This window comes from Tsukamurella paurometabola, from assembly GCF_900631615.1.
Classification (GTDB): domain Bacteria; phylum Actinomycetota; class Actinomycetes; order Mycobacteriales; family Mycobacteriaceae; genus Tsukamurella; species Tsukamurella paurometabola_A.
On sequence record NZ_LR131273.1, the window covers coordinates 2,557,841 to 2,581,789 of the forward strand.

A 23,949-nucleotide genomic window follows, 5' to 3' on the forward strand; every position below is an offset into this window, starting at 1 on the left:
AGGGTCAGGCCCGGCGCGCGCGGTACGCGGCCACGTTCAAGCGGTTGTTGCAGCCGTCGTCGCAGAAGCGGCGGGAGCTGTTGCGGCTGAAGTCCACGAGCACGCCTGCGCAGTCCGGCGCGGCGCAGCGGCGCAGCCGGTCGAGCGCACCCGCGCGGACCACGTCGACCATGCCCATCGCGGGCTCGGCGAGGAAGCGCTCCGCGATCGGCGTCGCATCGTTCCAGCCGTGCAGGTGGTACGGCCAGTCGTCGTGCCGCACGAGCTGGGGCAGCACCGCCGCGTCGCGGAGCATCCGGTTCACCAGGTCGACGGTGCCCGCCTCGTCGCCCGCCAGGTCCCACAGGCCGCGCAGGACGCGGCGCACGGCGTGCACGCGGTCCAGCTCGTCCTCACGCAGCGGAATGGGGCCGGTCCAGCCCCAGCGCTCGACGAAGGCCCGGAGCGACTCGACGTCGGGCAGGCGCTCGGGGCGCTCCGTGCGCGCGTCGGGGGCGGTGTTCACCAGATCGGCGGCGCTCGCGAGGGCGGATCGGGTGTCGTAGGAGAACATGACGCTGCGAATGCTAACCGTATGGGTGTCGGGGTCGCTACTCTCATCGGGTGTCCAGCCCTCTTGGAATCACCCCCGACGACTCGCTCCGCAAGGGACTGCAGAGTCGCCACATCAGCATGCTCGCGCTGGGCGGTGCCATCGGCACCGGCCTGTTCGTGGCGTCCGGCGCCACGATCCACGACGCGGGGCCCGGCGGCGCGCTCCTGGCCTACGCGGTCATGGGCCTCATGGTCTTCTTCCTCATGCAGAGCCTCGGCGAGATGTCGGCGTACATGCCGTGCAGCAACCCGTTCGAGGAGTACGGCACCCGGTTCGTCAGCAAGTCCTTCGGCTTCGCCGCCGGGTGGAACTACTGGTTCAACTGGTCGATCACGCTGGCCGCGGAGGTGGTGGCGGCCGGCCTGATCATGAAGTTCTGGCTGCCCGACGTGCCCTCGTGGATCTGGTCACTGGTCTTCATGGTGGGCCTGTTGGCGCTGAACCTGTTCGCGGTGAAGGCTTTCGGCGAGGCCGAGTTCTGGTTCGCCTCGATCAAGGTGATCGCCGTGGTGGTCTTCCTCATCGTCGGCGTGCTCATGGTGTTCGGCGTGGTCGGCGGTCCGTCGCCCGGCTTCTCGAACTGGACCATCGGCGATGCACCGTTCGTGGATTGGCCGCTGGGGATGCTCTCGGTCTTCCTCATCGCCGGCTTCGCCTTCCAGGGCACGGAGATGATCGCGGTCGCGGCGGGCGAGGCGGTCGAGCCGAAGAGCGCCATCCCCAGGGCCGTGCGCACGGTCTTCTTCCGGATCCTGCTGTTCTACATCGGCACGCTCACGATCATCGCCTTCCTGATCCCGTACACCAATCCGGAGTTGCTCGACGCCTCGGACGAGAACGTCGCGGTGGCGCCCTTCACCCTGGTGTTCAAGCTCGCGGGCATCGACGCGGCGGCGTCGATCATGAACGCCGTCATCCTCATCGCCATCCTCTCGGCGGGCAACGCCAGCCTGTTCGCGGCGACCCGTGCGCTGTACGGACTGGGGGTCGAGGGCAACGCGCCGAAGATCTTCGCGAAGGTCACCCGCACCGGCGTGCCGGGGCCCGCGGTCGCGGCGACCGCGGCGATCGGCGCGCTGTGCTTCCTGGCGAGCAAGGTCGGCGACGGCAAGGCGTACACGGTGCTCGTCACCGCGTCGTCGGTGGCGGGCTTCGTCACCTGGATCGGTATCGCGTGGGCGCACTACCGGTTCCGCCGGGCGTGGAACGCGCAGGGCCGCGACCTGAACGAGTTGCCGTACAAGGCCTGGCTGTACCCCGCCGGCCCCATCGTGGCCCTGCTCATGTCCGTCGCGGTGATCGCCGGCCAGTACTACGTCGCGGTGCGCGGTGGCGAGAGCGGCGGTATCGGGCTGATGCTCACCACCTACGCCGCGCTGATCCTTTTCCTCGGCCTGTGGTGGGGCCACAAGCTCATCACCAAGACGCCCACCGTCGACCTGGCGACGGCCGACCTGTCGCCCCGGGCGGCGGCGTCCGCGCACCGGGATCCCGACACCGTCGGCTGACGACGTCGCTCGATGACGGCGGACCTCGCCGGGCCCGTCGTCTCCGGGGTCGCGGCCGGCTCGTGGGGCGATGCGCGCGACGCATCGCCTCGGAAATCGGTCGTGAGCTGCGGAGATCAGGTGATGTGCTGGGCGCATCGCCTTTCGGGGACCGCTCCCACCTCGGCGCTTGACGCCGCTCCGGTGGCGGTCTTACGCTGAGATCAGATCGAACAGAAGTTCTAGTCATGTCTTCCCCGTGGCTCGGCTTCCGCACTGATCGGTGACGCGGGATCCGAAGGTAGGGGAGGGGTGTGACACATGTCCGCACGTGTTCAGGCGATGGCCGGCAATCGTGAGGAGAAGCTGGCGGAGCTGCGTAAGCGGCTCGCGGCGCTGCCGCAGAAACATCGTCCGGCGAAGGCGCAGGCGCCGGTGGCGGCGCCGCTGCGGGATGAATCATCGCAGCTCGGCATGGGTGTGCTCCCGGTGCACGAGGAGCTGGCCCGGCTGCTGCCGGGCGGCGGCCTGCCCCGCGGCACGGTCGCGGAGGTCACGGGCGCCGGCTCGCTCGCGGTCTCGCTGGTGGCCGGCGTCTCGCGGGCCGGATCGCGGGTCGCGCTGTGCGGTGTGTCCGGCTTCGGCATGGCCGCCGCGCTCGAACAGGGGGCCGATCCGGAGCGCATCGCGCTCATCGCCGGCCCGCTCGCGGACCCGGTCGCCATCGCCTCGATCCTGCTCGACGGTGCCGACGTGGTGCTGTGCGAGCTGGGCGGCATCGCCGTGCCGCCCAGCCGCGGCCGGGCCATCGCCGCCCGGGCCCGTTCCCGGGGCTCGGTGTTGCTCGTCACCGGCGGCCGCTGGGAGGGCGCCGCGCTGCATCTCGGCGCGCGCGTGCAGGGCTACACCGGCCTCGGCGCCCGCCCCGGGCGCGGCCGGATCCGCGGGATCGACCTGGTCTTCTCCGCGCGCGGCCGCGGCTGCGTCAATCCCTACCGCGGGGCGGCGCAGGGCGCACCGTCGGACCTGGCGGTGGCGCGATGACCGCGCAGCGCATCCTCGCGCTGTGGTGCCCGGACTGGCCGGCGGCTGCCGCGGCGGCGGACGCGGACCTGCCGCCCGATCGCCCCGTCGCGGTCCTGCACGGCAACCGGGTCGTCGCCTGCAACGCGCCCGCCCGGGCCGACGGGGTGCGCCGCGGCATGAAGCGCCGCGAATCGCAGGCCCGCTGCCCGGGCCTGCACGTCGCCCAGGCCGACGAGGGGCGGGACGCGCGGCTCTTCGAGCCCGTGGCCGGCGCCGTGGCCGCGCTGATCCCGCTCATCGAGGTGCTGCGCCCGGGGCTCGTGGTGATCCCGGCGCGCGGCGCGGCGCGGTTCTTCGGCGGCGAGGAGCAGGCCGCCGAGCGTCTGGTGGACGCCGCCTCCTCCGTGGGGGCGGAGTCGCTCGCCGGCATCGCCGACGAGGTCTTCACCGCGGCCCTCGCCGCCCGCCGCGGCACCGTCGTCCCGCCGGGGGAATCGACGGCCTTCCTCGCCCCGCTGCCCATCGCCCAGCTGGGGGCCGAACCCGCGCTCGCGGGCGACGACCGCACCGAGCTCCTCGACCTGCTGCACCGGTTGGGGCTGCGCACCGTCGGCGCCTTCGCGGCGCTCTCCGCGACCGACGTGGCCACCCGCTTCGGGACCGACGCGATCGCCGCGCACCGGCAGGCCCGCGCGGCCGGAGACCGGCCGCCGTCCACCGCTGCCCTGCCACCCGGGCTGGAGGTCGAGCTGCGGCCCGACCCGCCGATCGACCGGGTCGACGCGGCGGCCTTCGCCGGCCGCGCCCTGGCCTCGGAACTGCACGGCAAGCTGTCCGCGGCCGGGGTGGCGTGCCTGCGGCTGGAGGTCTCCGCGATCGCGGCGAACGGCGAACGGCACAGCCGCATCTGGCGCTGCGCCGAACCGCTCACCCCGGACGGCACCGCCGACCGGGTGCGTTGGCAGATCGACGGCTGGCTCACCGGTGGCCGGTCCGGCCGGTCCGCGAAGCGCGGCGGGGAGGGCGGTCCGGGTGCTCCGATCTCCCTGCTGCGGCTCGAGCCCGTCGAGGTGGTCGATGCCGGCGCGCTGCAGGCGGGCATGTGGGGCGACGATGCCGACGGTGCCGCCCGGTTCCGCCGCGCTCTGGTCCGAGTACAGGGCCTGCTCGGCGGCGAGGCGGTGCGGGTGGGGGTGCGCAGCGGAGGTCGCGGCCCGGCCGAGCGGGTCACCTGGGTGCCGCTCGGCGACGAGGCGGTCCCGGACCGCGATCCGGCCGCCCCGTGGCCGGGCAGGATGCCGGAGCCGGCGCCCGCGGTGCTGGTCACGGGGGCATCGGTCACGATGACCGATGCCGCGGGTGCGGCCGTGCGGGTCACCGAGCGCGGCGCCTTCACGGGTGAGCCCACGCACCTGGTGTGGGGTTCGCGCGACTGGCCGCTGCGCTGGTGGGCGGGGCCGTGGCTGGTCGACGAGCGCTGGTGGGCCGCCGACGGTGCCGCCGAGCCCCGGGCCCGTGCCCAGGTGCTGCTCGAGCCTGCGCCGGGCCGCGACGACGGCCGGGCCCTGCTGCTGCAGTACGCCGGGGGATGGGAGGTGGAGGGCGTGTACGAGTGAGAACGCCCGAGCGAATCAGCCAGCGCTGCCCGAGAAGGCCACCGAGAGGTACGGATTGGTGTCGTCCGCAGGGGCCGGCCGGAACCGGTTCCGACGGTGCTTCGGCCGCTTCCCGGACGTGAGCGCCGTGCCCTCGGCGTCCTCGGGGGCGGGGTCGCCGACGGGATCCGCGAGGGCGTCCTCCGCGGCCCCGTCGGGGATCGCGTCGGCCGGCGGCAGAACCCGGTGGTGTCCTGTGACGGGAACCTCCTCGGCGGGGGTGGCCTCGGTGGCGGCGTCCCCAGCGGACTCGGCCAGGTCCGCGGTCGCGACTTCGACGGCCTCCACGGCGACCGCCTCCACTGCGACTGCCTCCACGGCGACCGCCTCCCGGCGGCGCAGGCGATGGGCGACCGCGAGTGCGGCCAGGTAGCTGACGGTGCCCGCGGCGCCGCCCACGACGAGCGCCCACGCGAGCGGCCGCGCGATGCCGGGATCCGGCGCCGGGGCGGGCGCGCTGGTCACGGACCGCAGCCGGGTCTGCGTCAGCGCGAGCTGGCCGTCGATGGCGCCGAGCGCCGTCTTCAGCTGTCCCACACCGGTGGTCAGGTTGGTGACGGAGGCGTTGACGTCCTTGCGCGCCGAGGCCAGCTTGGTCAAGCCGTCCCGCAACTGTCGGGCGGCGCTGCGCGCGGAGGTGAGCGAGGCGTCGGCGTTGGCGGAGGCGCTGCTCAGGCTGCTCGTCATGGTCGACAGCGTGCCGCGGAGTCCGGCCACGTCGTCGAGCGCGCCCACGCCCTTCGAGCCGGCGAGCGCGCGATCGAGCTGCGCGACGGCCTCGGCCGAGCCGGGCGCGGGGTGCTCGATGAGTCGTCCGCGCAGCGCCACGAGCGCGGCGCGCGTACCGGCCGCCACCTGCTGCAGCCCCTGCGTGCGCTCGAGTGCGCCGCCGAGCGTGGCGGTCGCCCGGTTCACCTGGTTCAGCGCCGCCGAGAGGGAGGAGGCCTCGTCGAGGCCCGAGACCAGCTGCTCGGCACCGGTTTTGGCGGTATCGATGCTGTCGAAGATCTGTGGCACGGACCCGGCCGACGTGTTCAGGCCGTTCCCGGCGGAGACCACGGCGTTCGACAGCAGGCCGAAGAGGGCGCGCGACTCGTCGGCGGCCTTGAGGGCGACGCGCGTGTTCTCGGCGTTCTCCCGCTCCTGCGCGGGCGCCGGCGGAGTGGTCCCCGCGGCGATGAGGAAGGTGGCGCCGCCCGCGACGAGCGCGATCAGCACGGCGAGCAGCGCGGTGCCCGTGAGGGCCCACGCCGAACGGGCCGCCGCGCGGAGCGGGCGGGTCAGCTTCGAGGTCATGCCTCAACCTTAACGTGAAGTCGAGACTTTGGTGAAAGGACAACTGCTGGAACGAACTCTGGTGTTGCAATGACGAACAGCCGAGGGTGCTCTAACCGCCCGGGCGGTTCACCGTCCCCATCATGAGCGGCAGACCCGTCGCCGTGTCGACCACCGAGTAGGCGAAGGCCCGGTCCACGACGAACGGCGCCGGACCGGGCGCGGGTTCCGGTGTCGGCGCCGCGGTGGCGGTGTCGGACGCGGTGCCCTTCTCGCCCACGGTGAGGACGGCGGCGGCACGGGCGTCGGACAGGAACGGTGCGCCCGGGGCCACCCCGTCGAGTCCCGGGCCGGCGAACAGCGCCGTCAGGCCCGCGTCGCGGAGTGGGTCGGCGAGCCCGGTCCAGGTGGCGGTGCGCCACTTCGGCAGGCTCACCTCGTGCGGCGTCGACGGTGCCCCCGCCAGCGCGATCCTGGCCGCGGTGAACCGGCTCTCGCTCGCCGCGTCCGGGAGCGGGGTGCCCGGCGTGGGCAGCACGATCTGCAGGGCCAGCGTGGTCCCGTAGTCCAGTTGGAGCGCGGTGAACCCCTCGCCCGCCGCCACGCGGGCCGGCACCGTGCCGCGCATGGTGGGCGGGTCGAGCACCGCACCGTCGGAGGCGGTGAACGGCGCGGGCCGGGTGCGGGCCGCGTCGAACGGGAAGCGCCACGCCGCCGCGAGGTAGGCGGTGGTCGCGGCGGCGAGGCGGGTGTCGGATCCGGTGCGCAGCGGCGCGGAGGTGAGGCTGCTGCCGGTGTTCACCGCCACCCACTCGCCCAGCGGTCGCCCCACGCCGAGGCCGAAGTCCACGGGGTAGACGCCGGTGTCGTAGCTCGCGGACAACGCGTCGAGGTACTCGGACCGCACCCGGCGGTCCTCGGGTTGCTTCGCGGTCAGGACCGCGACCTGCGACTGGAACAGCGGCGTCGCGGGCGGCGATCCGGCGGGGACGGTCCCGGGGTCGCCCGCCCACTGCGCGGCCTGCCCGGTGAGGGCCGCCATCGCCCGGGGCAGATCCTTCGCGGCGCCGAGCCCGGCACCGTCGAGCTGGGCGGCGGTCTCGCCCTGCGCCCCGGCCCGGAGCATGCCCAGCAGGCTCAGCACGGACCAGGGGGAGACGGCGGTGCTCCCGGCGCGGGGGTCGCCGGCCGCCAGCCGTGCACCGAGGCGGGTGGCGGTGGAGACCAGCGCCGTCGCGTCGTCGCGGGTCTCGTCGATGCCGACCTGTTCGAAGGCGGTCTTGGACCGCTCGAGCGAGAGGGCGTCCGGCGCCGACGGTGCGCCGCCGCACGCGGCGAGGGTTCCCGCGACGAACAGCGCCGCCACGGCGCGCCGGATCTGCATGAGGGCCATCGTACGGCCCGCGCTCAGGCGCCCGCGCGCTCCAGCAGGGCGCGACCGTTGTGCCACAGCACCTTGCGCATCCAATCGTCGCCGAGGCCCAGCCGTGCGAGCCCGAAGAGCTGGTGCGCGTAGTCGTAGGGGATGTTCGGGAAGTCGCTGCCCAGCACCACCTTGTCGGCGAGCGCGCCGAGCCGGTCGACGTAGCCGGGCGGCATCGGCGCGGTGCGCTCGGTGAAGTCCGTGGCCGCCATGGTGGTGTCGAGGTGGACGTGGGGGAAGCGCTCGGCGAGGTCGGCGAACCGGTCGTACTCGGGCATGCCCAGGTGCGCGATGACGAGCGTCAGGTCGGGGTGCTTGCGCAGCACCTCGGCGACGCGGTCCGGCCCGGTGTACGGGCCCTCGACGGGGCCCGATCCGGCGTGGATGACCACCGGGATCGCGGCCGCGGACAGCACGTCCCAGGCGGGGTCGAGCAGCGGATCGTCGGGAGCGAAGACGCCCACCTGGACGTGCATCTTGAACAGGCGGGCGCCGTCGGCGACGGCCTTGGCGACGTACTCGCCGACGCCGGGCTCGGGGTAGAGGGTCGCGCAGTGGATGCCGTCGGGCACGCGGCGGGCGAATTCGGCGCACCAGTCGTTGAGCCACACCGCCATTCCGGGCTTGTGCGGGTACGTGAGCGCGGGGATGGCGGTCACGCCCATGCCGCGGATCAGTTCGAGCCGGGTGTCCTCGTCGAACCGGTACCGGATGGGCCATTCGGTACCGTATTCGGAGCTCGCACGGTCGAAGAAGTCCCACACCTTGACCAGCATCGGCTCGGGCAGGAAGTGCACGTGGATGTCGGCGAGGCCGGGAATGCCGAGGGTCTCCAGGTACGCCGGGATCTCCTCGTCGGAGGTCGGTCCCGGCGTCGTGCTCGGACTGCTCATACCGGTCAATGTACCCACCTCGGTGAGGTGCCGTTCACCGAAATGCCGAGCCGGTAAACTGGGCGGACGTGATGCTCGGGGGTGTGTGATGGTGGACGCGGGAAGCACCCGGTGGTTGTCCGATGAGGAGATGGCGGCCTGGTTGCCCCTCATCCACGTCGCGATGCGGCTCCCCGCCAAGCTGGACACGCAGTTGCGTGCCGATGCCGGCATCACCCACTACGAGTTCATGGTGCTCTCGCAGTTGTCGCAGGCGCCGGACCGCACGCTCGGCCTGTCGGCGCTCGCGGAGGCCGCCAACTCGTCGCCCTCGCGGTTGTCGCACGTGCTGCGCAAGCTCGGTGAGCGCGGATGGCTGGTGCGGCACGCGGAGGGGCGTTCCGCCTACGCGGAGCTCACCGACGAGGGATTCGCGGCGCTCGACGGTGCCGCGCGCGGCCACGTCGAGGAGGTGCGGCGCCTGGTCTTCGATCACCTCACGGCCCGCGACGTCACGGCCCTGCGCGCCGCGCTGTCCAAGATCACCCCGGGCCTCGCCGACGAGGCGTGACGCGGTCCGGTCAGGCCGCCGCGGCGACGGTGCGCAGCAGCAGGTCCCGTGGTGTGCGCAGTCGCGAGGCGAGCGCGACGTGCCGCATCGCCCGGGAGAGCAGCATCGTCCGCTGCCCCGCGCGGCGCCGCGCCGATTCGTAGACGCGCAGCGCCGGAGCCGCGTTCCCGTCGAAATCCGCTGCCGTGCCGAGGGCGTCGGCCAGTGCGGCCGCATCGAGCAGGGTCTCGCACGCGCCGCGGCCCAGGTTGGGGGCCATCGCGTGGGCCGCGTCGCCGAGGAGGGCGACGTTGCCGCGCGCGATCCGCGGCAGTCGCGGCAGGTCGCGTGAGCGGTAGTGCAGCGCCGTCTCCGTCTCGATCCCCTCGATGGTCTCGACCACGCGCGGGTGCCAGCCGCGCGGGTCCTCGTCCGGGTCCGGTGTGCCCGCGGGCACCGCGCGGGGATCGAACTCCGAGTACCAGTTGATGTAGCCGCCGTCGCGCGGCGTCACTCCGAACAGTCTTCCCGGGCCCCAGTACTCGGTGAACGTGTCGGTGCTGCCGGGGCAGCGGCCGATGAGCACGTCGACGCCCAGTGGCCGCGGCTTCACCTCGTGCCCCACGACGTGCGCGCGGACGACGCTGCCGATGCCGTCGGCGCCCACGATCACGTCGTGCCCGAGTCCGTCGATGCCGGTGCGGCGGTCGCCGAACCGGACCGCGGGCGCGCACGCGGCGAGGGACTCGAGGAGCCGCGGCCGGGAGATGATGACGGTGGCGCCCTTCGCCCGCACCTCGGGGCCGAGTCGGTGCCCGCCGGCGCTGCGGATCTCCGCGATCCGCTGATCGATCCCGATCGCGCGCACCGCGTCCGCCGCGCCCACTCGTTCGAGCACCGCCATCGCCTCGGGCCACATCCCGAGCGCGGTTCCGGTGGCGGGTAACGACGGTGCCCGTTCGAAGACCTCCACCTCCCATCCCGCTCGCGTGAGGAGAGCGGCCGTGGCCAGTCCGCCGATGCCGCCGCCGATGATCGCTGCCGTGGTCATGCGCTCACGGTACTACAGATGTAGTGACGGGTAGTGTTCGGCATTGTGGGACGACGGGAAGAGGTGCTCGATGCGGCCATCGAGGTGCTCGGAACGCGGGGCCTCCGCGGCCTGACGCACCGCGCCGTCGACGACGTGGCCGCCGCCCCGCAGGGCACCGCATCGAATCACTTCCGATCACGGTCGGCGCTGGTCAAGGGAGTCGTCGAGCGGATGGTCGAGCAGGACCTCGCCTTCTGGGCGGGGTTCGACGGCGCCGCCTCCGCGGGGTCCGGCGACGAGATCCTGCCGCGGGCGGCCGCCTATGTGCGGTGGGCGGTCGGAGAGGGGCGGGTGCGCAGTATCGCGCGGCTCAACCTGTTCGCCGCCGCGGCCGTCGAGCCCGAGTTGCAGGAGCCGTTGCGCCGCGGCCGCGCGGCGGTCGAACGGATGGGGGCGGCGATCGGCGCGGCGATCGGCCTGGGGCCGGCCGAGTCCGCCCTGGTCATGGACGTCTCCGACGCCCTGATAACTCGTCAGCTGGCGCTGCCGGACCCGGAGTTCGATCCGCTCCCGGCGCTGTCGACGCTGCTCGCCGCCCTGCGCCGTCCCGGGTAGTCGGCGATCGAGCTGTGCGGGGAATCCGGCGGCGCGCTGCCGGGCGGCGCGTTGTGTTCGATCACTCTGTATTGATCGAACGTGTGAGCGTACGATGGTGGTGTGGGATGGAGTAACGGGCCCAGCTGGTCGGAGATGGAGCGGGTGCTCTCCGGGCGGGCGCCGGTGCGCCGGGCGGAGGAGCCGCCGGGCGACGGGGGCGATTCCCCCGCGTGGTCCCGCAAGCGTGAGCCCTACGTGCCGCCCGCCGGCGGTCCGGGGGTCTCCGGGGTGCCCTACGCGGAGCTGCACGCGCACACCGCCTTCAGCTTCCTCGACGGTGCCGCGCTGCCGGAGGAGATGGTCGAGCAGGCCCACGCGCTCGGCCTGAAGGCGCTCGCGGTCACCGATCACAACGGCTTCTACGGGGTCGTCCGGTTCGCCGAGGCCGCGCTGGAGCTGGGCGTGCCCACGGTCTTCGGTGCGGAACTGTCCCTCGAGCACGACGCCGACCGCACCGGCACCGAGGACCCGTCGGGCGAGCACCTGCTCGTCCTCGCCCGCGGCCAGGAGGGCTACCGCCGCCTCTCGCGCGCCATGGCCGAGGCGCACATGGAGGCGGGGGAGAAGGGGCTGCTGCGCTTCCATCCGGACCGCCTCGCCGAGTGGGCCGGCGGCCACTGGCACATCCTCACCGGCTGCCGCAAGGGTGCGGTCCGGCGCGCCCTCGCCGAGCGGGGTCCCGACGGTGCGGCCGCCGCCCTCGCGGAGCTCGTCGACCGGTTCGGCGAGGACCGGGTGAGCGTGGAGCTCACCGTGCACGGCGTGCCCGAGGACGACGAGCGCAATCACCTCCTGGCGGGGGTGGCCGCACGGATGGGGGTGGGCACCGTCGCCACCACCGGGGCGCACTTCGCCCGGCCCGGCCAGCGGCGCCTGGCGTCGACCCTCGCCGCGATCCGCGCCCGCCGCAGCCTGGACGAGCTGGACGGATGGCTCCCCGCCGCGGGCGGGGCGCACCTGCGCTCGGGCGACGAGATGGCGCTGCTGCTTCCCGAGCACCCCGGCGCCATCGCCGCAGCCGCCGAGCTCGGCGCCGAGTGCGCCTTCAGTCTCAAGCTGATCGCGCCGAACCTGCCGCCCTTCGACGTCCCGTCGGGCCACACGGAGGCCACCTGGCTGCGCGAGCTGACCCGGCGCGGCGCGCTGGAACGGTACGGCCCACCGGAGCGGAACCCGCAGGCGTACCGGCAGATCGAGCACGAGCTGAACGTGATCGAGACGCTCACCTTTCCGGGGTACTTCCTCATCGTGCACAGCATCGTGACCTTCTGCCGCGAGAACGACATCCTGTGCCAGGGCCGCGGCAGCGCCGCCAACTCGGCCGTGTGTTTCGCGCTCGGGATCACGGCGGTGGACCCGGTGCGCAATCAGCTGCTCTTCGAACGCTTCCTCGCCCCCGAGCGCGACGGCCCGCCCGACATCGACGTCGACATCGAGTCCGACCGTCGTGAGGAGGCGATCCAGTTCGTCTACCGGAAGTACGGCCGCGAGTACGCCGCGCAGGTCGCCAACGTCATCACCTATCGCGGGCGGTCCGCGGTGCGCGACACGGCACGCGCCCTCGGCTATTCGCAGGGCCAGCAGGACGCCTGGAGCAAACAGATCTCCAGCTGGGGCTGGCGGAACGATCCGGTGCCCGAGGGGATTCCGGAACGAGTGGTCGAGCTGGCCGCGCAGATCGCGGACCTGCCGCGGCACCTGGGCATCCACTCGGGCGGCATGGTGATCTGCGACCGCCCGATCGCCGACGTCTGTCCCACCGAGTGGGCCCGGATGGAGGATCGCAGCGTGCTCCAGTGGGACAAGGACGACTGCGCCGCCGCGGGCCTGGTGAAGTTCGACCTCCTGGGCCTCGGGATGCTCAGCGCGCTGCACTACGCGAAGGACCTCCTCGCCGAGCACAAGGGCATCGACGTGGACTTCGCGCAGCTCGACCTCGCCGACGAGAACGTGTACGAGATGCTCTGCCGCGCTGATTCCGTGGGCGTCTTCCAGGTGGAGTCGCGCGCGCAGATGGCCACGCTGCCGCGCCTGAAGCCGCGGAACTTCTACGACCTGGTGGTGGAGGTCGCCCTCATCCGGCCCGGCCCCATCCAGGGCGGCTCCGTGCACCCGTACATCCGCCGCCGCAACGGGCAGGAGAAGCCCACCGTCGAGCACCCGTCGATGTGGAAGGCGCTCGAGCGCACCCTGGGGGTGCCGCTCTTCCAGGAGCAGCTCATGCAGCTCGCCACCGACGTCGCGGGCTTCTCTCCGGCGGAGGCCGATCAGCTGCGGCGCGCCATGGGATCCAAGCGCTCCACCGAGAAGATGGAACAGCTGCGGCAGCGCTTCTACGACGGTGCGCGGGACCGGCACGGCATCGAGGGGGAGGTGGCCGACCGGATCTTCGAGAAGCTCGCGGCCTTCGCCAACTTCGGCTTCCCCGAGAGTCATTCGCAGTCGTTCGCGTCGCTGGTCTTCTACTCCTCGTGGTTCAAGCTCTATCACCCGGCGGCGTTCTGCGCGGCGCTGCTGCGGGCCCAGCCGATGGGTTTCTACTCGCCGCAGTCGCTCGTCGCCGATGCGCGGCGGCACGGCGTCACCGTGCACGGGCCGTGCGTGAACCGCAGCCTGCCGTGGGCGAACCTGGAGAACGCGGGTGCGGAGGTCCGGCTCGGGCTCGCCGCGATCCGCACCATCGGCGACGACCTCGCCGAGCGCATCGCCCACGAGCGGGACGCGCACGGCGCCTACACGAGCCTCACCGATCTCACGGCCCGGGTCGAGCTCACGGTCGCGCAATCGGAGGCCCTCGCGACCTCCGGCGCGCTGGACTGCTTCGGCCGCGACCGCCGGCAGGCGCTGTGGGAGGCCGGCGCCGCCGCGCGGGAACGCCCGGACCGGCTGCCGGGCACCGCCACTGCGGGCGTCCCGCCGACCCTGCCCGGCATGAGCGAGACGGAACTCGCGGCGGCGGACGCCTGGGCGACGTCGGTCACCGTCGGTACGTACCCCACGGAGTTCCTGCGCCCCACCCTCGACCGCCTCGGCGTCGTCCCGGCCGACCGCCTGCTCTCGTTGCCCGACGGTGACCGCGTGCTGGTGGGTGGGGCCGTCACGCATCGGCAGCGGCCCGCCACCGCGGGCGGCGTCACCTTCATCAACCTCGAGGACGAGACCGGCATGGTGAACGTGGTGTGCAGCCAGGGGTTGTGGGCGCGGTATCGGCGGCTGGCGCAGTCGGCGCCCGCGCTACTGATCCGGGGCAAGCTGCAGAACGCGGAGGGGGCGGTCACCGTCGTCGCCGATCGGCTGCAGCGCATGGACCTGTCGGTGCCCTCGCGGTCCCGCGATTGGCAGTGAGGGTAGCCTTAGGCAAGTGATGGAGGAGGCGCACGAACCGGACCGGACCACCGCGCCGGAGCTGCGCGAGGTGCTCGCGGAGCTCCGCCGTCGCGAACCCGTCTTCCACGGTCCCTACTGGCGCACGCTCGAGGACTTCGACGCCGCCGTCGCTCCCGACTTCTGGGAGGTCGGCGCCTCGGGCCGGCGGTACAGCCGCGAGCACGTCCGGGCGGTGACCGAACAGCGGATCGCCGCGCCGCCGGACGAATCGGACTGGGAGACGAGCGAGTTCCAGGTCCGCGCGATGGGCGCCTCCGTCTACCTGCTCACCTACACGCTGGCGCAGGGCGGCCGGGTCACCCGTCGGCTCACCGTGTGGCGCCGCCGCGAGAACCGGTGGTCGGTGATGTTCCACCAGGGCACGGTCGTCGAGACCTGACCCGCTCCGCACGGCGTCGGCGAGCGCTCCCCGCGAGCGTTACCCGGCGAGGGCGCGGAGCGCGGCGTCCCGCCCGATCTCGACGGCGTGGGAGATGAGCGGACCGTCGTTGGAGAGCCGGCCGACGGCCGGGCTCCCGGGCGGGACCCACACCTGCAGCACCTCGGCGGTTCCCGGTTCCACCGGCTCCGGAGCGGGCGCCGACCGGCGGGCGGTGAAGTAGGCGTCGAGCACCCACTGCTCCGCGCGTGAGGACCGCGGCGCCGCCTCGGCCTCCACTGTGCGCAGCACCAGCAGGTGCGTGGCGCCCTGGTCGATCGGGGTGGCCAGGGGCACCTTCTCCGCGAGACCGCCGTCGAGGAACTCCCGTCCCGCCAGGCGGACCGGCGGCCCGGCGAGCAGGGGGAGCGCGGTGGTCGCGCGCAGCGCGGTGCGCAGCGACGCGGCGTCGGTGAGGTACGGCGCGAGGTCGGCGACCCGCCGGGTGTGCGCGTCGACGGCCAAGGGGTGCAGGCTGATCGGGCTGGCGAGGATCGCGGCGAAGTTCATCGGCGTGACGTCGGAGTAGACCCGCTCCACGAGATGCCGCGTGTCCACGACGACGCCGCCGCGCAGCACGCGCCGCGGATGCACCACCCGCTCGGCCAGCACCTCGTCCCAACCCCACGAGGGCAGCCATCGCCGGCCCTCGCCGGACACCAGCCACGCCGCGTTCAGACCGCCTCCCGACGTCCCGTACACGGCGTCGACGGCCGGCAGGAGTCCGAGTTCGTCGACCGCCAGCGCCATGCCCGCGGAGTAGGCCGAGCGGGAGCCGCCGCCCTCGATGCACACGGCGATCCGCAGCCCGTCGGAGCGTTCCCCGGGGCGGCTCCCCGCGGCGATCCGGGCCCGAAGCGCGTCGAGCACCGTCATCGGGCCGGGACCCCGTACCCGGCGAGCCCGAAGGTGTCGGTCAGGCGGTAGGTCCACGCGCTGATGCCGCCCTCCTGGTTGCCGCCGACGGTGGTGACCGTGTCGCCCGACACCGCGACCACGAAGTTGGTGTGCTGTCGCATCTTCGGGTGCTCGGGCGTGTACAGCACCACATCGCCCGGCTGCGGCCGGTAGGTCGTGGCGGACTCCAGCTTTCCGGCCTGCTGGAAGTACTCGGTGAGGGTGTACACGCCCGGGATGCGCCACGTGCCCGAATTCGGATTGCGCAGCGGAAGCCCGGAGTCGCGGAGGACCGTCGAGACGAAGTCCGCGCACCACGGCTCCTGGACGCCCTCGGAGAAGTACGTCCCCGGGCGATTGGCGTCGAACTCGCGGCGCACGTTATCGAGGATGCGGACACGGGCCGGGCTGAGCCCCGCGGTCGAGACCGCGGGGTAGACGCGCGGCTTGAGCTCCGCAGGCAGGTGCCGTGTCAACGGCGTCTCGTACGCGCTCGAGAACCACACGACACCACCCGCGAGCACGACGAGTGCGGCGATCGCTGCGGCGACGACGAGTCCGACCTTCCTCAACCCCATGAATCCATGGTACTCACTGGTGAACCTGGCATCATGGGGCGATGAGTCCGCGCACGGTGACCTGCACGATCAAGCCGGGGAGTCGCAAGGGTCCCGCCGTCGAAGCCGACGATGCCGGCGCGCTCACCCTGTTCGTGCGCGAACCGGCGACCGAGGGGAAGGCGAACAAGGCGGCGGCCGAACTGCTCGCCTCCCACCTCGGGGTGCCCAAGTCCCGCGTGCGGCTGGTCACCGGACACACCAGTCGCCTCAAACGGTTCGCCGTCGACGACTGAACCGCGCGGCACTGTGGCCCGGCTCAGCCCTCGATGACCGCGACGAGGTCGCCACCGTCGACCTGGGTGGCGCCGGCGAGCGCCACCCGGGTGACCGTCCCGGCGACGGGCGCGGTGATGGCGGCCTCCATCTTCATGGCCTCGATCGTCGCGATCTGGTCGCCGGCGGCCACCGTCTCGCCCGTGTGCACCGTCGGCGTGACGACGCCCGCGAACGGGGCGGCCACGTGGCCCGGGTTCGTCCGGTCGGCGCGCTCGGCGGCGGGGATCTCGGCCTGCACGGCGCGGTCCCGCACGGAGACGGTGCGCAGCTGCCCGTTGAGCGTGCAGACCAGGGTCCGGTTGCCGTGCTCGTCGGGTTCGCCGACGCCCTCGAGCTTGATGAGCAGTTCGACGCCGGTCGCGAGCTGGACCCGGTGCTCCTCGCCCTGGCGCAGGCCGTAGAGGAACTGATTGGTCGAGAGCTTGGAGACATCGCCGAACTCCGCCAGGTGTTCGGTGAATTCGCGCATCGGGCCAGGGAACAGCAGGCGGCTCAGTGCCGCCCGTCGCTGCTCCGAGGTGCCCGCGAGTTCCGCGGCCTCCTCGGCGGGCACGTCGCTGACCGGCGTGGCCTCCGCGCGGCCCTCCAGGGCGCGGGTGCGCAGCGGCTCCGGCCAGCCGCCGGGCGGCGTTCCCAGTTCGCCACGGAGGAAGCCGATCACCGAGTCGGGGATGTCGTAGCGGCCGGGATCGGAGGCGAACTCCTCCGGCGCGACCCCGGAACCGACGAGCGCGAGCGCGAGGTCGCCGACCACCTTCGACGAGGGGGTGACCTTCACCAGCCGACCGAGCATGCGATCGGCTGCGGCGTAGGCGTTCTCGATGTCCTCGAACCGTTCCGCCAGCCCCAGTGCGCCCGCCTGCTGCCGCAGGTTGGACAGCTGCCCGCCGGGGATCTCGTGGTGGTACACCCGTCCCGTCGGGGCCTTGAGGCCGGACTCGAACGGTGCGTACGCCCCGCGGACCGCCTCCCAGTACGGCTCCAGCGAGCACACCGCGTCGAGGTCGATCCCGGTGTCCCGGTCGGTGTGCGCGGTGGCCGCCACGATCGACGACAGGGAGGGCTGGCTCGTGGTGCCGGACAGGGGCGCGGCGGCCCCGTCAACGGCGTCCGCGCCGGCGGTCCACGCCGCGAGGTAGGTGGCGAGCTGCCCGCCGGGAGTGTCGTGGGTGTGCACGTGCACCGGCAGGTCGAACTCCTTCCGGAGGGCGGTGACCAGCTTCGTCGCCGCGGCCGGCCGGAGCAGCCCGGCCATGTCCTTGATCGCCAGGATGTGCGCGCCCGCCTTGACGATCCGCTCCGCGACGCCCAGGTAGTAGTCCAGCGTGTACAGGCTCTCGCCCGGATTCGCGAGGTCGCCGGTATAGGAGAGTGCGCCCTCGGCGACGGCGGTGTTCGTGGCGAGCACCGCCTCGATGGCGGGACGCATCTGCTCGACGTCGTTGAGCGCGTCGAAGATCCGGAAGATCCCCACACCGGTGGCGGCCGCCTCGGCGACGAAGGAGTCCGTGACCTGCTGCGGGTACGGGGTGTAGCCGACGGTGTTCCGGCCGCGCAGCAGCATCTGCAGGCAGATGTTCGGCATCGCCTCGTGCAGCGTGGCGAGCCGCTCCCACGGGTCCTCGTGCAGGAATCGCAGCGCCACGTCGTACGTCGCGCCGCCCCACGCCTCCACCGAGAACAACTGCGGTGTCAGCCGCGCCTCGTACGGCGCGATGGTGGCGAGCGCCGATGTCCGCACGCGGGTCGCCAGCAGTGACTGGTGCGCGTCGCGGAACGTGGTATCGGTGACCGCGAGCGCCGTCTGCGCGCGCAGGTCCGCGGCGAAGCCGGCCGGCCCCAGGCGCTCGAGCCGCTGCTGCGAGCCCTCCGGAGCGGGGACGCTCAGGTCGATGTCGGGCAACTTGTCGTTGGCGTACACCTTCGTCGGGCGGGTGCCGTGCGGCTTGTTGACGGTGACGTCCGCCAGGTAGCGCAGGATCTTCGAGGCGGTGTCCGACGAGCCGCGCGCGGTGAGCAGCTCCGGGCGCTGCTCGATGAAGGACGTGGTCACCTTCCCGGCGACGAAGTCGGGATCCGCCAGGACCGCCTGCAGGTACGGGATGTTCGTCGCGACGCCGCGGATCCGGAACTCCGCCAGGGCGCGCCGCGCGCGGACGATCGCGGTCTCCCGGTCGCGGCCGCGGGTGGTGAGTTTGACCAGCATCGAGTCGAAGTGCGGGCTGATCTCGGCGCCCACCGAGGTGCCGCCGTCGAGGCGGATGCCCGCGCCGCCCGGCGTGCGGTAGGCGCTGACCCGCCCGGTGTCCGGCCGGAAGCCGTCGGTGGGGTCCTCCGTGGTGATGCGGCACTGCAGGGCAGCGCCGTTGAGGCGGATCGCGTCCTGCGTGAGCCCCAGTTCCGGCAGCGTGGAACCGGAGGCGACCCTGAGCTGCGCCGCCACCAGGTCGACGTCGGTGACCTCCTCGGTCACCGTGTGCTCCACCTGGATCCGCGGGTTCATCTCGATGAAGACGTGCCGGCCCTGCGGGTCGACGAGGAACTCGACGGTGCCGGCGCAGCTGTAGCCGATCGCCGTGGCGAACTTCACCGCGTCGGTGCACAGCCGCTCCCGCAGCTCGTCCGAGATGTTCGGCGCGGGAGCCATCTCGATCACCTTCTGGTGGCGCCGCTGCAGCGAGCAGTCCCGCTCGAACAGGTGGATCACGTTGCCCGCGGTGTCGGCGAGGATCTGCACCTCGATGTGCCGCGGGTCGATCACGGCCTCCTCCAGGAACACCGTCGGATCACCGAACGCCGATTCCGCCTCGCGCGAAGCGATCTCGATCGCATCCCGCAGGTCCTCGATCGCGGCCACGCGCCGCATGCCGCGCCCGCCGCCACCCGCCACGGCCTTGACGAACACCGGGAAGTGCATGTCCTCGGCCGCGGCCAGAAGTGCGTCCACGTCCGACGACGGCTCCGAGCTGGCGAGCACCGGCAGCCCCGCCTCGCGGGCCGCCGCGATCGCCCGCGCCTTGTTGCCGGTCAGCTCCAGCACCTCCGTGGGCGGCCCCACGAACGTGATCCCGCGCTCCGCGCACGCCGCGGCGAGGTCCGGGTTCTCCGACAGGAACCCGTACCCGGGGTACACGGCGTCCGCACCGGACTTCACCGCGATCCGCAGGATCTCGTCCACGCTCAGGTACGCGCGGACCGGATGCCCCTCCACACCGATCTGGTAGGCCTCGTCGGCCTTCTGGCGGTGCGGGGAGTTGCGGTCCTCGTACGGGTACACGGCGACGGTGCGCGCGCCGCTCTCCACCGCGGCGCGGAACCCGCGGATCGCGATCTCGCCGCGGTTGGCCACCAGGACTTTGTTGAACATGTTGGTATTACCACCGGTCTTCGTGGGACGGACGACGTGCGCGGCACGGCCCGGGAGTGCTGGAGCCGCCGCGTGTCGATGATATTGGCGGTCCGACCCGGGCGCGGCGCATCACCGGATCCGGACGCGCTTTGCGCGCGCAATCCGCGGGAACCGGGCATGATGAGCCGTCAGGCGTTCTGCAACAGGGGAGACGTGGATGAGTGAGGTAGTCGAGGGCGCGGCCGACGCCGCCACCGAGGGGGCCGGGCACATGCTCGACCGGGTCCGGGAATGGTGGTCGCACCGGTACACCTTCACCGGGACCGCGGTCGGGCTGGTCTTCCTCTGGCTGTCGCTGACCCCGTCGCTGCTGCCTCGCGGTCCGCTGTTCCAGAGCCTGGTCAGCGGCGGTTCCGGCGCGCTCGGTTACATGTTCGGGGTCTTCGCGGTGTGGCTCGTGCGATTCATGCGGTCGCAGGACTCGACCCCGCCCGCGCCGCGCACGGCCTGGTGGTGGTTGCTCGGCATCGGCGTCCTCGGAACCACCGGGATGGTGCTGTTCTTCGACGCCTGGCAGACGCGGCTCCGCGATCTCATGGACGTGGAGTACCTGCGCTTCATCGACTATCTCGAGATCGGCGTGCTGTCGATCGTGCTGCTGTACGTCTTCGTCGAGGTCGGCAAGGGCGTGCGCACGCTGGTGCGGTGGATCGCGGGCAAGCTCGGCGGCTACTGCCCGCCCCGCGTCGCGGCGGTGGTCGCCGTGGGCCTCGTACTCCTGCTGTCGGTCGGCGTCATCAACGGCGTCGTGGTGCGGGGCGCGATGGACGCGATGAACACCACCTTCTCCAAGGTCAATCGGGAGGGCGGCACCGACCGCCCGGCTCCCACGAGCGCCTTCAGGTCGGGCGGCCCGGGCTCGCTCGTCGAGTGGTCGTCGCTGGGCAAGCAGGGGCGCGTCTTCGTCTCCAACGCGCAGACCGTCGAGCACCTCACCGCCTTCAACGGCACTCCCGCCGTGGAGCCGATCCGCACCTACGCCGGGCTCGGTTCGGTGGATTCGGACGATCCCAACCGGTACCGGGCGATCGCGGAGAAGACCGCGCAGGAGCTGGAGCGCACCGGCGGCCTGCGGCGCAAGGTGGTCGCGGTCGCGATGACGACCGGCACCGGCTGGGTCAACGAGGCGGAGGCCGGCGCACTCGAGTACATGTACAACGGCGACACCGCGATCGTCAGCATGCAGTACTCGTACCTCCCCAGCTGGCTGTCCTTCCTCGTCGACAAGCAGAACGCGCTGGACGCCGGCCAGGCCCTCTTCGAGGCAGTCGACAAGCGGGTCAAGGCACTGCCCGAGGGGCAGCGGCCCAAGCTCGTGGTCTTCGGTGAGAGCCTCGGCTCGTTCGGCGGTGAGGCCCCGTTCCTCTCGCTCAACAACCTGCTCGCGCGCACCGACGGCGCCCTCTTCTCCGGCCCCACGTTCAACAACGAGATGTGGGTGCGGCTGACGCAGCAGCGCGACGCGGGATCGCCGGAGTGGCTGCCCGTGTACCAGCAGGGCGCCAACGTCCGGTTCGCCGCCCGCGCCGAGGATCTCTCGAACCCGCCCGGTCCGTGGAACGGTCCGCGCGTCGTCTACCTCCAGCACGCCTCGGACCCGATCGGCCGGTGGACGCCGGACCTCGCCTTCAGCAAGCCGGACTGGCTGCGGGAGAAGCGCGGAGTCGACGTGCTGTCGTCGGTGTCGTGGGTCCCGATCGTCACCTTCCTGCAGGTCTCGGCCGACATGGCGGTGGCCGTCAACGTGCCCGACGGGCACGGGCACAGCTACGTCAAGGCCGCCGCGGACGCCTGGGCCGCGATCCTGGAACCGCCCGGCTGGACGCCGGAGAAGACCGCGAAGCTGCGACCGATCCTCAACAGCCAGACCGGCTACAACGAGCCGACCGGGTAGCCGGGCGTCGGCCGCCGAGGCGGGCCGGGCCCCGGCACGGTCAGACGGCCCCGTCGAAGCCGTTCTGCCGCCACGCCTCGTAGGCGACGATCGCGGCGCTGTTGGCGAGATTGAGGGAACGCCGGCCGGCGAGCATGGGGATGCGGAGCGCCTCGGTGATGCGCGGGTCCGCGAGCACCTCCGGCGGGAGTCCCGTGGGCTCCGGGCCGAACAGGAGGACGTCACCCGGTGCGTACGCCACCTCGTGGTGGTGCCGGGTCGCGTGCGCGGTGTAGGCGTAGACGGTCCGCGGTCGGAGCGCCGCCCACGCGGCGTCCAGGTCGGCGTGGACGCTCACGTGCGCGAGGTCGTGATAGTCGAGCCCGGCGCGGCGGAGCTTCGGCTCGGACAGGTCGAAGCCCAACGGTTCGACCAGGTGCAGCTCGCATCCGGTGACGGCGGCGATGCGGATCGCGTTGCCCGTGTTGGGAGCGATCCGGGGTTCGAAGAACAGAATGCGGAACACGGGTGACGATCCTGTCACCCGTGTCCCGCATTCGGGGGAGGAGGGGCGGTCAGCCGACCAGGCCGGACACGCGCCGCTGCACCTGCTTGGCGGTGCTGCGCAGCTGGAAGGCGGAGATGACCTGGACGATGCCGATGGCGACGGCCCAGATGCCCGCGACCAGCACGAGCACCTCGACGGAGAACGGGTACGCGATGAGCACCGCGCCGCCCGCGAGGCTGAGGATGCCCAGGATCACGACCCACACCCGGTTGGGGAGCTGCTTGTCGGAGATGCCGATCACGATCGAGGTGACGCCGGAGAAGATCCAGCTGACGCCGATCCAGATGCCGAGGATCGCCACCGAGTTGACGACGTCGTCACGGAAGCACGAGACGCCCAGGACCAGCGCGAGCGCGCCACTGATCACGGTCAGCACCCGGTGCTGGGTCTCGCCGAGCAGGCCCGCGATCACCTGGAAGGCGCCCGTCAGTAGGAGGAAGACACCGAAGAGGATGCCGACGACCAGCGTGGTGGGCCCGGGCCACACCGCGATGATGACGCCGAGGACGATGGACAGGACGCCGAGCGCCAGGATGGCCTGCCACGTGGACTTGACGCCCTGCTGGATGCCCTGGACGCCCTGCTGGATGCCCTGCTGGAGGGGATTCTGATCAGTCATGGGTTCAGTATCGGTTGGAATACGAACGAAAGCGACTCGAACCGGTGGAAATCGTCGGCCGGATCCGAGGGCGATAGGATGTGCGCCGTGACGGCTCTCGTATTGGACGGTAAGAAGACCCGCGACGAACTCTTCGAGAGCTTCCGCGAGCGCGTGACCGCGCTGCGGGCGCGCGGGGTCGTCCCCGGGCTCGGCACCGTCCTCGTGGGCGACGATCCGGGCTCGCACTCCTACGTCAAGGGCAAGCACGCCGACTGCGCGAAGGTCGGCATCGAGTCGATCCGCCGTGACCTCCCGGCGGAGATCACGCAACCCGAGCTCGAGGCCGTGATCGACGAGCTCAACGCGGATCCCGCGTGCACCGGCTACATCGTGCAGCTGCCGCTGCCGAAGCACATCGACGAGAACGCGATCCTCGAGCGGATCGATCCGGCCAAGGACGCCGACGGCCTGCACCCGACCAACCTGGGCCGCCTGGTGCTGGGCGCCGACGGGCCGCTGCCGTGCACCCCGCACGGCATCGTCCACCTGCTGCGCCGCTACGACGTCCCGCTCGACGGCGCGCACGTCGTGGTGGTGGGGCGCGGCGTCACGGTCGGTCGCCCGATCGGCCTGCTGCTGACCCGCCGGTCCGAGAACGCCACGGTCACCCTGTGCCACACCGGTACCCGCGACCTGGCCGCCGAGGTGCGGCGCGCCGACATCGTGATCGCCGCGGCCGGCGTGCCCGGCCTCATCACCGCGGACATGGTCAAGCCCGGCGCCGCGGTGCTGGACGTGGGCGTGAGTCGCACCGCCGACGGCCTGCGGGGCGACGTGGATCCCGGCGTCGCCGAGGTCGCCGGCCACCTCTCGCCCAACCCCGGGGGCGTCGGCCCCCTGACCCGGGCCTTCCTGCTGGGCAACGTGATCGACGCCGCGGAGCGCGACCTCGCGCGTTCGGGCGGGGCGTAGTGACCGAACCCGCGGTCGAGCAGTACCGGCGCGCCCGGGTGGTGCGTGCGGTGATCGCGAACGCGGGATACGTGGCGGTCGTGGGTGTCCTGGCGGCCGGGATGGTCCTGGTGGGCCTGGAGTACTGGCGGCGCGGCCTGTACGTCTTCGGCGCGGGAACCGGCCTCGGCGCCGTGCTCCGCGCCACGCTGCCCGAGCGCAGGCAGGGGCTGCTGCGCGTGCGGAGCCGGTGGTTCGACGCCACGGTGCTGGCGTTGGCCGCCGTCGCCATCCTCGTCGTCTCCTACGGCATCAGCCCGCTCGGCACCAAGTAACCCGCATACTCGAAACAGCAGATTTCTATTCCTGTATGTAA

General features: G+C 72.5%; 21 protein-coding genes. 11 read left to right on the top strand and 10 right to left on the bottom strand.

What is annotated here, in order from left to right; translation table 11 throughout:
• Positions 1-4: 4 nt before the first annotated feature.
• Positions 5-553 (bottom strand): CGNR zinc finger domain-containing protein, encoded by a 549-nt coding sequence (locus ELY19_RS12815; RefSeq protein WP_126196539.1) that lies wholly within the window; start codon positions 551-553, stop codon positions 5-7.
• 50 nt (positions 554-603) lie between these two features.
• Here ELY19_RS12815 and ELY19_RS12820 point away from each other — a divergent pair, with 50 nt between their 5' ends.
• The 3 genes from ELY19_RS12820 to ELY19_RS12830 all read left to right on the top strand — a co-directional run bounded on the left by ELY19_RS12820 (position 604) and on the right by ELY19_RS12830 (position 4,724).
• Positions 604-2,103, top strand: coding sequence for an amino acid permease (locus ELY19_RS12820; protein ID WP_126196540.1), 1,500 nt, complete (start codon positions 604-606; stop codon positions 2,101-2,103).
• 300 nt (positions 2,104-2,403) lie between these two features.
• Positions 2,404-3,126: a DnaE2-dependent mutagenesis accessory factor ImuA' gene (imuA', locus tag ELY19_RS12825; RefSeq protein WP_126196541.1), complete on the top strand. Its 723-nt coding sequence runs from the start codon at positions 2,404-2,406 to the stop codon at positions 3,124-3,126.
• Positions 3,123-4,724, top strand: a complete 1,602-nt coding sequence (locus ELY19_RS12830; protein WP_126196542.1) for a Y-family DNA polymerase — start codon at positions 3,123-3,125, stop codon at positions 4,722-4,724. Before imuA' ends, ELY19_RS12830 begins: the two co-directional genes overlap by 4 nt.
• A gap of 15 nt (positions 4,725-4,739) precedes the next feature.
• Here ELY19_RS12830 and ELY19_RS12835 read toward each other — a convergent pair whose 3' ends face one another.
• The 3 genes from ELY19_RS12835 to ELY19_RS12845 all read right to left on the bottom strand — a co-directional run bounded on the left by ELY19_RS12835 (position 4,740) and on the right by ELY19_RS12845 (position 8,354).
• A complete protein-coding gene (locus ELY19_RS12835) occupies positions 4,740-6,059 on the bottom strand; it encodes a hypothetical protein (protein WP_126196543.1) in 1,320 nt (439 codons plus the stop codon).
• A gap of 91 nt (positions 6,060-6,150) precedes the next feature.
• Positions 6,151-7,422, bottom strand: a complete 1,272-nt coding sequence (locus ELY19_RS12840) for a serpin family protein (protein ID WP_164711592.1) — start codon at positions 7,420-7,422, stop codon at positions 6,151-6,153.
• Between the two features lie 23 nt (positions 7,423-7,445).
• Entirely contained in the window at positions 7,446-8,354 is a 909-nt protein-coding gene (locus tag ELY19_RS12845; protein ID WP_126196545.1) for an amidohydrolase family protein, read from the bottom strand.
• A gap of 88 nt (positions 8,355-8,442) precedes the next feature.
• Between ELY19_RS12845 and ELY19_RS12850 the strand changes: the two genes are divergently transcribed.
• Positions 8,443-8,904 carry a MarR family winged helix-turn-helix transcriptional regulator gene (locus ELY19_RS12850; protein ID WP_126196546.1) on the top strand — a complete coding sequence of 154 codons (462 nt, stop codon included), beginning with the start codon at positions 8,443-8,445 and terminating at the stop codon, positions 8,902-8,904.
• A 10-nt stretch (positions 8,905-8,914) separates the two neighbouring features.
• Here ELY19_RS12850 and ELY19_RS12855 read toward each other — a convergent pair whose 3' ends face one another.
• Positions 8,915-9,934, bottom strand: coding sequence for an FAD-dependent monooxygenase (locus ELY19_RS12855; RefSeq protein WP_126196547.1), 1,020 nt, complete (start codon positions 9,932-9,934; stop codon positions 8,915-8,917).
• Positions 9,935-9,979: 45 nt separating this feature from the next.
• Here ELY19_RS12855 and ELY19_RS12860 point away from each other — a divergent pair, with 45 nt between their 5' ends.
• From ELY19_RS12860 to ELY19_RS12870, 3 genes are all read left to right on the top strand, one after another.
• The gene (locus ELY19_RS12860) at positions 9,980-10,531 is read left to right on the top strand and encodes a TetR/AcrR family transcriptional regulator (protein ID WP_164711593.1); all 552 of its coding nucleotides are present in this window, start codon (positions 9,980-9,982) and stop codon (positions 10,529-10,531) included.
• A 102-nt stretch (positions 10,532-10,633) separates the two neighbouring features.
• On the top strand, positions 10,634-13,918 hold the full coding sequence (locus ELY19_RS12865) for an error-prone DNA polymerase (RefSeq protein WP_126196549.1): 3,285 nt from the start codon (positions 10,634-10,636) through the stop codon (positions 13,916-13,918).
• 19 nt (positions 13,919-13,937) lie between these two features.
• Positions 13,938-14,339: a nuclear transport factor 2 family protein gene (locus ELY19_RS12870; RefSeq protein WP_126198826.1), complete on the top strand. Its 402-nt coding sequence runs from the start codon at positions 13,938-13,940 to the stop codon at positions 14,337-14,339.
• Between the two features lie 39 nt (positions 14,340-14,378).
• Here the strand turns inward: ELY19_RS12870 and ELY19_RS12875 are convergent, their stop codons facing one another.
• Both ELY19_RS12875 and ELY19_RS12880 read right to left on the bottom strand, forming a co-directional pair.
• The gene (locus ELY19_RS12875; protein ID WP_126196550.1) at positions 14,379-15,254 is read right to left on the bottom strand and encodes a patatin-like phospholipase family protein; all 876 of its coding nucleotides are present in this window, start codon (positions 15,252-15,254) and stop codon (positions 14,379-14,381) included.
• Entirely contained in the window at positions 15,251-15,853 is a 603-nt protein-coding gene (locus tag ELY19_RS12880) for a CHAP domain-containing protein (protein WP_126196551.1), read from the bottom strand. The genes ELY19_RS12875 and ELY19_RS12880 overlap by 4 nt, the downstream gene beginning before the upstream one ends.
• Positions 15,854-15,894: 41 nt before the next feature.
• Here ELY19_RS12880 and ELY19_RS12885 point away from each other — a divergent pair, with 41 nt between their 5' ends.
• Positions 15,895-16,128, top strand: coding sequence for a DUF167 domain-containing protein (locus ELY19_RS12885; RefSeq protein ID WP_126196552.1), 234 nt, complete (start codon positions 15,895-15,897; stop codon positions 16,126-16,128).
• Positions 16,129-16,151: 23 nt separating this feature from the next.
• Here ELY19_RS12885 and ELY19_RS12890 read toward each other — a convergent pair whose 3' ends face one another.
• Complete coding sequence (locus ELY19_RS12890; RefSeq protein WP_126196553.1) at positions 16,152-19,538, bottom strand: pyruvate carboxylase; 3,387 nt, start codon at positions 19,536-19,538, stop codon at positions 16,152-16,154.
• Between the two features lie 253 nt (positions 19,539-19,791).
• On the opposite strand from ELY19_RS12890, the gene ELY19_RS12895 reads away from it, so the two are divergent.
• The gene (locus ELY19_RS12895; protein ID WP_227967323.1) at positions 19,792-21,474 is read left to right on the top strand and encodes an alpha/beta hydrolase; all 1,683 of its coding nucleotides are present in this window, start codon (positions 19,792-19,794) and stop codon (positions 21,472-21,474) included.
• A 40-nt stretch (positions 21,475-21,514) separates the two neighbouring features.
• Here ELY19_RS12895 and ELY19_RS12900 read toward each other — a convergent pair whose 3' ends face one another.
• Together ELY19_RS12900 and ELY19_RS12905 are read right to left on the bottom strand one after the other, a co-directional pair.
• Positions 21,515-21,979, bottom strand: coding sequence for a tRNA (cytidine(34)-2'-O)-methyltransferase (locus ELY19_RS12900; protein ID WP_126196555.1), 465 nt, complete (start codon positions 21,977-21,979; stop codon positions 21,515-21,517).
• A 49-nt stretch (positions 21,980-22,028) separates the two neighbouring features.
• Positions 22,029-22,640: an HdeD family acid-resistance protein gene (locus tag ELY19_RS12905; protein WP_126196556.1), complete on the bottom strand. Its 612-nt coding sequence runs from the start codon at positions 22,638-22,640 to the stop codon at positions 22,029-22,031.
• Positions 22,641-22,727: 87 nt separating this feature from the next.
• Between ELY19_RS12905 and ELY19_RS12910 the strand changes: the two genes are divergently transcribed.
• Together ELY19_RS12910 and ELY19_RS12915 are read left to right on the top strand one after the other, a co-directional pair.
• Positions 22,728-23,594 carry a bifunctional methylenetetrahydrofolate dehydrogenase/methenyltetrahydrofolate cyclohydrolase gene (locus tag ELY19_RS12910; protein WP_197715895.1) on the top strand — a complete coding sequence of 289 codons (867 nt, stop codon included), beginning with the start codon at positions 22,728-22,730 and terminating at the stop codon, positions 23,592-23,594.
• Positions 23,594-23,908 (top strand): DUF3017 domain-containing protein, encoded by a 315-nt coding sequence (locus ELY19_RS12915; protein WP_227966802.1) that lies wholly within the window; start codon positions 23,594-23,596, stop codon positions 23,906-23,908. The genes ELY19_RS12910 and ELY19_RS12915 overlap by 1 nt, the downstream gene beginning before the upstream one ends.
• The last annotated feature ends 41 nt before the right edge of the window (positions 23,909-23,949 follow it).